Annotated in this window: 8 protein-coding genes and 1 pseudogene; 2 read left to right on the top strand and 7 right to left on the bottom strand. The window is 48.0% G+C overall.

The window, feature by feature from the left end:
* The coding region (locus JF818_RS04780; protein ID WP_198890830.1) for a RadC family protein at positions 1-572 on the bottom strand (572 nt) is incomplete at its 3' end.
* Positions 573-640: 68 nt separating this feature from the next.
* Here JF818_RS04780 and JF818_RS04775 point away from each other — a divergent pair.
* Positions 641-1090 carry a MerR family transcriptional regulator gene (locus tag JF818_RS04775; RefSeq protein WP_198890829.1) on the top strand — a complete coding sequence of 150 codons (450 nt, stop codon included), beginning with the start codon at positions 641-643 and terminating at the stop codon, positions 1088-1090.
* Between the two features lie 47 nt (positions 1091-1137).
* Here the strand turns inward: JF818_RS04775 and JF818_RS04770 are convergent, their stop codons facing one another.
* The 4 genes from JF818_RS04770 to JF818_RS04755 all read right to left on the bottom strand — a co-directional run bounded on the left by JF818_RS04770 (position 1138) and on the right by JF818_RS04755 (position 6027).
* Positions 1138-2481 (bottom strand): ABC transporter substrate-binding protein, encoded by a 1344-nt coding sequence (locus JF818_RS04770; protein ID WP_198890828.1) that lies wholly within the window; start codon positions 2479-2481, stop codon positions 1138-1140.
* Positions 2482-2485: 4 nt separating this feature from the next.
* Positions 2486-3292: a carbohydrate ABC transporter permease gene (locus JF818_RS04765; RefSeq protein ID WP_198890827.1), complete on the bottom strand. Its 807-nt coding sequence runs from the start codon at positions 3290-3292 to the stop codon at positions 2486-2488.
* Positions 3289-4155, bottom strand: coding sequence for a carbohydrate ABC transporter permease (locus JF818_RS04760; protein WP_198890826.1), 867 nt, complete (start codon positions 4153-4155; stop codon positions 3289-3291). Before JF818_RS04760 ends, JF818_RS04765 begins: the two co-directional genes overlap by 4 nt.
* 207 nt (positions 4156-4362) lie before the next feature.
* Positions 4363-6027 carry a hypothetical protein gene (locus JF818_RS04755; RefSeq protein WP_198890825.1) on the bottom strand — a complete coding sequence of 555 codons (1665 nt, stop codon included), beginning with the start codon at positions 6025-6027 and terminating at the stop codon, positions 4363-4365.
* 137 nt (positions 6028-6164) lie between these two features.
* Here JF818_RS04755 and JF818_RS04750 point away from each other — a divergent pair, with 137 nt between their 5' ends.
* Positions 6165-7922, top strand: a complete 1758-nt coding sequence (locus JF818_RS04750; RefSeq protein WP_198890824.1) for a hypothetical protein — start codon at positions 6165-6167, stop codon at positions 7920-7922.
* Here JF818_RS04750 and JF818_RS04745 read toward each other — a convergent pair.
* Together JF818_RS04745 and JF818_RS04740 are read right to left on the bottom strand one after the other, a co-directional pair.
* Positions 7919-9340, bottom strand: coding sequence for a sodium:glutamate symporter (locus JF818_RS04745; protein WP_198890823.1), 1422 nt, complete (start codon positions 9338-9340; stop codon positions 7919-7921). The genes JF818_RS04750 and JF818_RS04745 overlap by 4 nt on opposite strands.
* A pseudogene (locus tag JF818_RS04740) lies at positions 9337-10093 on the bottom strand (1-acyl-sn-glycerol-3-phosphate acyltransferase); the annotation flags it as partial. The pseudogene JF818_RS04740 and the gene JF818_RS04745, both read right to left, overlap by 4 nt.

Here is a 10093-nt window from a genome sequence, read left to right as displayed (position 1 = left end):
TCCTTGTCCTCCACACTTGGCTCAAGATTGCCACTGGGGTGATTATGGGCTACTAGGATGGCCGTGGCACGCTGACGCACTGCTTCCCCGAAAACTTCCCTTGGATGTACGAGTGTACGGTTTACCAAGCCTATGGAGCATACATTCACCGAGAGTACCTCATGGGCTCCGTTCAAACAGATACTCAGGAAGTGTTCCTGCATCCGCCCTGCATAATGCCTGATCAGGGGAAAGATGTCCCCGGGAGTGGAAATTTGCCTGCGTTTGGCAGGGAGCCTTCTCCTTCCAAGCTCCAGGGCTGCCCCTATGAGGGTGGCCTTCGCCATACCAAGTCCTCCTATGGCCATAAGGTCTTCGTTGTTGGCCATAGGCTTTCGGTCCAAGAGCTCCAGAAGATCCTTGGCTATCGCGTTCACCGGGCGGTCACGATTCCCGCTCCCGATAAGGATGGAGAGAAGTTCCTGGTCACTGAGTGCCTCAGCCCCACGCTGAATCAGCCGCTCCCTTGGCCGGTCGCAGACAGCCATCTCCTTGATTCGTCGTTCGGTTTGTTGGTTTATTTGGTATTTCATACTCTGTTAAGATGCAAAAGCCTGTTGTTTGCTTGAGCTCTGAGGTTGAGCTGTGGTACAACTAAGGCATGCAGGAAAATACCTATCGAATCGGAGAATTGGCTAGAAAATGCAATGTTACCGCACGGACCATCAGATACTATGAGTCCCTGGGGTTGCTGAAAACCAACTCCCGTTCAGAAGGTGGCCAGCGCTACTATACCGATGCAGATGTGGTGTATCTAAATAGAATCGCAGAGTTGAAGGAATTGGACTTTTCTCTGAATGAGATTCGTTCCATCATCCTTATGGGCAGTGATGACGCAACTGGAGAGAAGCGCCGTAATGAGCTGCTCAAGCAGTACCGCAGCAAACTTAGTGAAGCCCTGGAGAGACAAGCTGCACTGGAAAAACGTGTCTCTGATCTTACCTGGCATGTACAGCAGCTGGAAACCAATGATGACTTCCAGCAATGCCCCGGCTTGATGTGCAAGAATTGCACCTTCCGCGAACGATGTAGGTTCAAGGAACTATCGTAAATGAGAAAAGGCTGCTTCCTATAACAGGAAACAGCCAATTTTTTTTGTTATTCTCCCTGCATCCTTAGGTACTCTTCAAAATACCCATTGATTTCTTGTGCAAGGGCCTTGCTGGTCTCCTCGGGAGAGAGGTCATCTTCCAGCATCCTGAGTATTCCACTCTGGAATGCATAGTAGATCTGATAAGCACTGGGTACCCAAATCCCCTGCATTTTGGGATTGCTCTCCATCAGTTGCTCTATGGCTACCCTGTAGTGTGGGTTCTCTTCAATATGCTTCTGGAAAGCATCCATGGAGTATGTGCCATGGTGGACCGGGAAGTAACCGGTTGCAATATGCCAATTGAACTGTTGCTCAGGGCTGGTTGCAAACTTTACGAATTCCCACGCAGCATCTCCGTTGCCTGACTGATTGTCAAACGCATATATGGCACCACCGCCAACATTCACCCCTCCGGTTGCCTGCTCATCGACAGCCGGGAAGTTGGCAACTCCTACCTCAAACCGGTCAGCAACCATGGAGTGGATGGTGGTAAGCTTACTGGTGGAAGCTACGATCATGGCAACACGCCCACTGGCGAAGGCTCCGTTCACATCGCTGGTAAGATTTTCTACCGCCCCAGTGGCATAAAGATCTTTCCATCGGGTGAGGAAGTTCACCATGGTCCCATTCTCATCAAAAAGTACCTTTGTAGGGTTGCCGAGGTGTCCATTTTCATTATCGGTGATATAACTCAACCCGTTCTGTTGACCAAGCCATACGATCAACTCATAGGTGGTTGGGACATTTGCAAACCCATAGCGAGTGATGTTTCCTTTCTCGTCTTTCTGCATCAATGCCTTGGCAACATTACCAAGTTCCGCCAGGGTTGTTGGAGGGGTAGCTATGCCAGCTTCGTCGAATGCGGTCTTGTTGTAGTAAAGAAGAATGGTTGAGCTGTTGAACGGCATGGCTATCATCTTATTCTTATAGGTTACCGAGAGACGTGCGGCCTCGAGGAGTTGGGTAAGGTCATACCCATCCTGTACTGCCAGATCCTCCATAGGAATCAGGGAAGGCACATCGCGGATATCCAACACTGCCGATCCATCGAACTGGGCCAGACCGGGCAGGTCCTTCGTGCTTCCTGACTGTAAGATGGCCTTGGTCTTGGTGAGAACATCGTTTGCCTTTCCCTGGAAGACTGCATTGACCTGGATGTGTTTCTCCTTTCCAACGGTTTCGTTGAACTCCTGCACAATGGAATCGACTGCTTTTCCAGCAAGTCCACTTCCATAATGCCACCAGGTAAGGGTGGACACTCCGGCCTCTGGGGCCTCCTCCTGACCAAGAGCGAAAAGCCCCTGGGTAGCCAACATGACAAGCAGTAACAAAGCTAGTAATCGTTTCATGGTATTATCTCCCTGCGAAGCGTGAACTCACGCTGTTTTGTATTGGTGAATGCATTATGATGAATGCAATAACGATCGGAATCATAAGAAGGGCAATGGCAGCAAACTGAGGACCGTAGTCGAGGTTCTCACTGAAACCAAGCATTGTGAGTCCTACCTGCACAGTTCTCATTCCCTCCTTGTTTGTAACCAGAAGAGGCCAGAGATAGTCGTTGAATATGTTGCTGAAGCTGTGGATACCCAAGGTAATTACCACGGCTTTGCTGATCGGCAATAGAAGGGTGGTGATAAACCGAGCATCGCTGCATCCCTCTATAAGGGCTGCCTCACGGTACTCCCTGCTCATGGTCTTGAAGTACTGGCGCAACATGAATATATGGGTTGGGCTAAGCAGCTTGGTGCTGATAATTCCCAAATAGGTATCGGTCAGTCCCAGTGTCCTGATGGTTGAGTAGTTGGCAAGGATCAGAGCATCAGAGGGGAGCAGCATGGTTGCAATAACGACAAAGAAGAGCACATCTCTTCCCTTGAATGTGAAGAATGTGAATGCATACGCTGCCCCTATGCTGATACCCATCCTGAGCAACATTCCCAATGTTGCTGTAACAAAGGAGTTTGCGAGGAAGCGTGCCAAACTGGTCTCAGCAAATGCACGGACATAGTTCTCCAGATAAAAACTGGATGGCAGCAATTTTGCTGGGATTGAGGTGAAGTCTGCATAGGTGAAGAAAGACGCACTGATGGTATAGATGATGGGGAATATCACCACCAGTGAGAATAGGGTCGCTATGCTTGCTTTAATGAATCTCATTGGTAGTATACCCTCCTTCGTTGTAAGTGCATCAAGATGAGGAGGATGCTGAAGGTTAGGAGGAAGACCACCGTTGCAATGGAGGACCCCACTGCATAGTTTCCGCTCTTGAAGCCCTCAAGATACATCTGGTAGACCAGAGTCTGTGTTGAGCGGAACGGCCCCCCTTCGGTGAGGATGAGCACAGGGGATGAAATAAGCATGGCATCCTTTATATTGGTGATCAAAACGAATACCACGGTTGGACCGATCAGAGGAAAAATAAGGTAGCGAAAAGTCTGAAAAGGTGAAGCCCCTTCAATCTGTGCTACCTCGATCAAATCCTTGGGGACATTGCGAAGAGCGGCATGGAACAACAAGAAGTTGAAACCAAAATCCAGGTATACCCCTGCGATGACCAAGAGAGTCATTGCAGCTTTTGGATCATTGAACCACTGTATTCCTAGACCAAGCAAATGATTTACAATACCAAGAGAGGGATTGAAGATCATCTTGAAAATCATCATGGAAGAGGAGAGCCCGACTGCAAGGGGAAGAAAGAAAAATACCTGGTTCAAGGTAGCAAGCTTTCCTTTCCTGTTTGCAAGCAGGGCTGCAGAAAGGCAGAGGAACATATTTGCTGGGACAAAAAAAAGCGTAAACCTAAGTGTGTTGGACAGGCTGTCTTGAAAGGATTGACTGGCGAAGAGCCTGGAATAGTTTTCCAGTCCAACAAACTTGAGTCTCTCTCCCATGATTGAGACGGTATGAAAACTATTGAGGATGGTTACAAGAAAAGGACGATAGCTGAAAACCATCGCCAAGATCAAAGCTGGGAGTATGAGCAAGTAAGGCCGAGCCTTGTGTGTCCATCGTCTGTTCATGAATATACGTTCCTCTGACGATACTACCCCTTTTGGTAGGGAGGGGCAAGGTTGAGGAAGGTGTAAATGCTGTATTTGGAAAGAAATAGTTAACGTTCTATATCCATGCGTCAAGTTTCAATGGGATAAACTTGACGAGGCAGATCAGAGGGTAAAGTTTCTCAGTAGGACCAGGTGGAGAGGCAATTGTTGAAGAGCGAAGAAAGTCTAGAACTGTTTTGTGACACCAAAAACCACCTGGAAATCATCAGCATAGTTCTCTGCATGCTCTGTGCTTCGGTCATAGGTTCTTCTTCCGATCCAATTCAGTTGGCCATACAGCGTTAGGTTGGCGATGCTTGTATGGTACGTGCCACCAAGGCCGATAATCAGTCGCTCAGTAATGGTATTGCCAGAGGGGGAGGGTCCAGAAATGTTTGGATCGTCGGTATTGTTTCCTGTTCCATCATCGTTTTCGTGGTGGAATGCAAAATAATCTACCTCTCCTTGTCGGTGGATTGTAAGTGAACCTTTGATTTCTCCTCTTTGGGGAATGAGATAGCTCAGTTGTGCATGGTATACCTTGCTGTCCGAACCGTATTGGTACCCAAGATAATCAATGAGAACGGGTTCCCCGTTGTTATGGAGTCCCCGAGCGAGGAGGAAATCAACATCATCGCGTCTGTAGAATGAGGGGTCTGTTGAAACATATTCACCTGAGATGCTCCAATATCCACCACATGCTTTCCAAGAGTAAGTAAGTTGCAAGAGATGGGCCAGGGCATTGGCCACGGAGTCAGACTCGTTCGAAAGTTGGTATTGGTCGAGTGCAAACTGTCCATGAAAGGAGAGAGCAGGTGCGATCAAGATATCAGCTTCAATACTTGCGATGGCATTCATGTGATCCCCATCATAGAGATTATGGTAGAAATAGGTCGGATCATAGTAGCGGAGTGGAAGAGAGGGGCCCTTGTACATTGCATTCTCGGTAAAGGAGAGACGCAACCACGGCCTTAGGTTGCTCTCCAGACGATGGCCTAGAAATATGGATTGTTTTGTGTCGTCCTTCAGTGGATTGGGAAGGAAAATTGCCAGGAACTGGAGCTTGTTGTCCTTGCTGAAGACAGATGCAGAGAAGTGGTTGTGGTTGTTGATATGGCTTCCCACAACCAGATCACCACTCATGCCGTTGCCCCAACGCAACGATCCCCGCCCACCGCTTACACTCCACCAATCTCCCCCAAGACTGAGCTGTGAGGAGCGAGGCCAGTCTGCATAGAGATTTGTCTCTGGGGTGATCAGGTTGGTCGATAGACCCATCTGATAGAGACAAGCAATCTTCTGGTACTCTATCTCTCCAGATCCAAACAAAGCTCCAATGGGGTCTGGATTGGTAATGGGCTCATCACTATCAGATGCTGCTGAGATTCCGACAGGGACAGATATATCGAAATAGAACCTGTCGTGGTACTGTACCTGCATGGTGAAGTCAACCATGGATTGTCTCTGGTCATAACCATAGACCCAATCTTCAATGGTAACAAAATCTTCAGTATTGGTATGTGCATATGATTCCAGGTTGATTGTGGTCATAAGATTGTAGGCAAAGGCATCGCTGCGCACTTTTGGCTTTGCCTCTTTGAGAAGAGACTGTGTTGCATGCAAAAGATCTGTAAACGCACTCTGCTCAGGAATCGCCGATAGGACCTCTGCTGCTTCACTGACACTCCACGGCCTGGCGGATGAGGGTGAGAGCATCCCATGCAAGCGATACAACAGATCTGTCTGTGCATAGAGTGGGGAAGTGAGAGGAATCTTGGCAGGGGAGATTGCTGAAGCGTACGCGATACCCACGCACATGAGGAAAACCAAGATTGCTGCACTTCGTTTCATGAACTACACCTTCTTTGAATGTTTCCTTCACTGTAAAGCATGGATGGCAAAAAGAAAAGCACACAAAAATAAATACTGCACCACACATAGTACGAGGAGGCTTTTCAAGAAGGGCATATTTGTATAATGATAGAGGCATGAAGATACCTACTCCCATTGTACAAGCATGTGAGGCATTTTCCAGACGTTACGAAGATCTGGAATTCAATATTGATGAATACGTCATGGATTATGATGCCAATTCGGAACTTGTTGTATCCTTTGTCGAATTTCTACATACAGTGATTCCTGATGCAGGAGAATATGTGGATGCTTTGGCTATCCAATACACCGATGCCCTGTTTCTTACGGACCCAAAAGCAATTCGTCGCATGCGAGCCCTGTTTGCCGACACCCTTTCAGATGATGCACAGGACGCCCTCATCGAGTGGGAGCAGAGACCTGCATTTTTCAGTTTCTTTACTATCCAAGAGCGCATCTGCAAGGATTTCTTTGTAATCGAGGACAGGCTCACCGGAGATACCTATAGACTCTACAGTCCTGGGCTGCAAACCATGCAGGAAGAACGTGAGAGCAGAGATTTACAGTATTTCTCCCTCATGATGGATAATGGGCAGTGTCTTCAGACCAGTGGGATGATCCACTACACGATCTATACCTCATCCGATGTGATCTTTCTCTGCAACACACTCGATAAAGCCACGTTTTCAACATCCGGTTTTACAAGCTTGCTGATCAAGCATCCCATGGCAATGTTCTTTCTCGATTTCCAAGCTTCTTTTGATGCTTTGAGCCATAAAGGACAGGCATTTGAGGTGTACTGCACTACTGTAGACACGCTCCGTTATACCTTCTACCCGGAATACTGGAAAGTCGACAACCGAGGCAAAGTGGCCTCCTATGTTCTTGAACACCCTTCAGATGCGATGCGCTCAGCTTTTCCTGATGAGGAGTTCTGGAGTGATATTGCTTTTACAGGGATGCGGGTGTTCAAGCTGGAAAAGCAGTGGATGGTCATGGCCATGAACCGCTATGCGTTTGAGGCTCTCATGGCTGTCTTGGATCTTCCTCTACCAGAAGGTTTGCAACCTGTGGCCTTATCCTTGGTACTACGTATGGAAAAGCATCAACTACGCATGCCTTGGGCTCCATTCTCCCTGATCAACAACGACATGCAGGCTCAGAAGGAAGAGCCTTCGATTGATATGTCCGGGTTTAATGTATTCTTTGAAAAGTACTCCAATGCATACAACAACGGTACACCATTTGACTCTGCACTTGAGGCAAAGAAGCTGGGAATAGATGAGGATGTGGCCAAGGATATTATAGAGCAGCTGCTGAAGAAGCATGCAAACCGTGAATTCCAGGTCAGCGAGGCTGATGCACAATATCGCATTGATGGCTGGCCGGTTCCGTCTCCTGCCAAGAGAAGTAAATTTGGTAATGGAATTCTCTCCTCCAATCTGTTTCTCTGTCTCGATACCGATGAAACAGATTCGGCCTTCAATGCCCTGAGCGGGAACCAGTGGCGTGATGCTATAGAGGAGTTGGGGTTCTTCGTATTTCTACAGGAGTCTTTCGGTGATGTCTTTTACGATGATAATGATGGCTTTTTTGTATTAAATAGTTTCCTTTGGATCATCCTGCACCTGAGAGAGCAAAAAGTGCTGGTACGCTCCATTGCTTTGGAAATCTTCTGTCTCTTTCCCTATCTCAACGAGTTCTACGAGCTTGATTCCTTCGTGGAAATCTTCAGCGAGAAGGTATATTCACTGTTCTGCCGAACATCGCTTTGCAGTATTGCCAGTCGGGTGAAAAGGGAGGAGAGAAAGAGAGGCATGTACACCGTACAAGCCTCCTCTTTCCTACAATCCATTATCAGACCAATCCCCTAGTCCACGGTGTAGAAGAATGTCTTGGGTTTGATAAAGGCTCGCTTCTTGGCAATGATCAGATAGGAGATGAATGAAGCGAGCAAGTAGACTCCACTGATTACGATAGCCCACATAAAGAGAATGGGTTTGTTTTTGGTGACGCTGAATGCCGGCAGGTTGATACTCAAGATGATGGGAATGGCCAGGATAAAGACAATTCCTACCGAATAGAGATAGTCTGTGGCAACCGGTGTCTCAAACTCCTTATCGACCACACGAAGCAGTGCAAGCCCGGTGGGGAGTGTTCCTGTTGCCGAACCGTAGATGATCAACATTCTGAAGAATTGATGGTCATCATAGAGCCGTGAACAGTACCAGGGCAGAATAACCACGGTGATGAAGAGCCCTACCAGGGTGAGGATAAGGATAGGAATCCAATATCCCTGTACAGCCACCAAGCTGATTGCACCGAGTGAAGAGGCAACGGTCAAGTCAACAGAGAGTCCACTGAGACGGTTGCATGTTGCGTTATCGATGGTGGTCTCGACCTTGAACAGCTTCATGAGCATCTTGACGCCCAGTGCACTGAATGAGCTGAAAACAAAGTTGATACCCCAAAGGCTGTCCGCAAGTTCGGTTCCCAATGGGCCGATAAGACCAAGAAGCGCAGAAAGCCCGGTAAGGAAAGACCAGCTAACCAGATAGGTCATCATGATCAGTGCAATGTGGTAGGTCATGGAGTCCAGCGACTCTCCATCAGTCGATAGGTAGGAACCAATAGGACGTTCATGTTCTTCTCTACTGAAAAATCCGGTTCTTACACTATGGTCATTGATGTTCTTTGCCTGTTCTTTCCCGATCCAACCACGCTTGAGTCCTTGGTTGATCAAGATCACGCCACCAAAACTACCAATCAAAAATCCGATGGCTGCCATGGTAAGTCCCACTGAGGAACCTCCCCTGAATCCCATCGCTTCCCAACCGATTCCAATCGAATATGCTTGTCCGGGTCCCAGCTCGAACCCGAGGGGGAGGGTAAAGCCAAATGCTGGGAACAGGTCTGGCTTGAATGTAGAGATAATCAAAGCGGTTGCGATAAGACCAAAGAAGCATTGCAGGCCATACTGTCCCAAGACAGCAGTCACATTAGCCGCCAGGGTTCGTTTCGCCCTCCCTTCCGTGTGAGCTTTTGGTGTAACCCTAAGCAACATGGAAATAAAGCTGATATTCAGCAAGTGGTAGACTATTTCCCCGAGAAAGTCATTTCTTAGTCCCCACCTTGGTGCGATGAAGTTGTAGAAAACCAGGAGCATAAGGCCAGAGAGGATGGGCACGGGAATCAGGAACCGTTGGAAGAACCGTATTCGGGCACGAATGAGTGCTGCAAGTAGAAGTGATACTGAGATGATTCCGATATGGAAAAAGAAGTTCCAGTTCATAAGGTTGCCCCCTTCTGGATCAGTTTGTTTCGCTGGTACGCTTCCACATATTTGAGGATACAACCTCGTTTGTGGATCCGTATCCTGTACAGAGTATGAAGATGGTAGAGTTCCACCGTGTTCTTTGCGTTGATAATCATGGATTGGATATCAGTAAAAGCCATCAGGTGTTCTTTCCCGTTTCGTTCCAGAAGACGCATTCCGTCTTGTTCCAGAGAGAGGGTGAAATCCTTCGAGATCCGCTTAAGATGTCTCTCATCAGCTGTCTGGAACAGGATCCCCTTATCAGGAGGGAATGTTAATGATTGTCCCTCACTTGAGGCGCTGTACTCCCTCTCCCAGGCGTGCCAGGCAGCGACATCGAGGAAGCTGGTATTTCCCTTGATTGTGTGTAGCTTGTCATGGTTGTCCAGTTCCATGGTAAGTGAACATTGCCTACAGGTAATCAAATTCCCTTTGGAATGGATGGTGCTTGTAGAATGGCAATCTGGGCAGAGATAGAGGATTTTTTCTACTCCTTCAGCCGCTCTCCCTGAGATATAGTCAAACTGCATCTCATCCTGCCAGGAACGGTAGCTATAGTACAGCTTCTCCTTGAGAAACTCATAGAGCTCTTTCACTGAGAGTTGGTCGATCACATCGGTATGAACTGGGGGGAGAACCCTGAGAATTGCTGTTCCTTTTCGTTTTTTTCCCGCCCATCGGGGTTTCAGCCCATATACCCCTTCCAGGTTGATGAGCACGATAGGGACC

This window comes from Sphaerochaeta sp. S2 (assembly GCF_016406725.1).
GTDB lineage: Bacteria > Spirochaetota > Spirochaetia > Sphaerochaetales > Sphaerochaetaceae > Sphaerochaeta.
The sequence above is the reverse complement of the archived record's forward strand: the minus strand, read 5'-3'. Positions and strand labels throughout refer to the sequence as shown.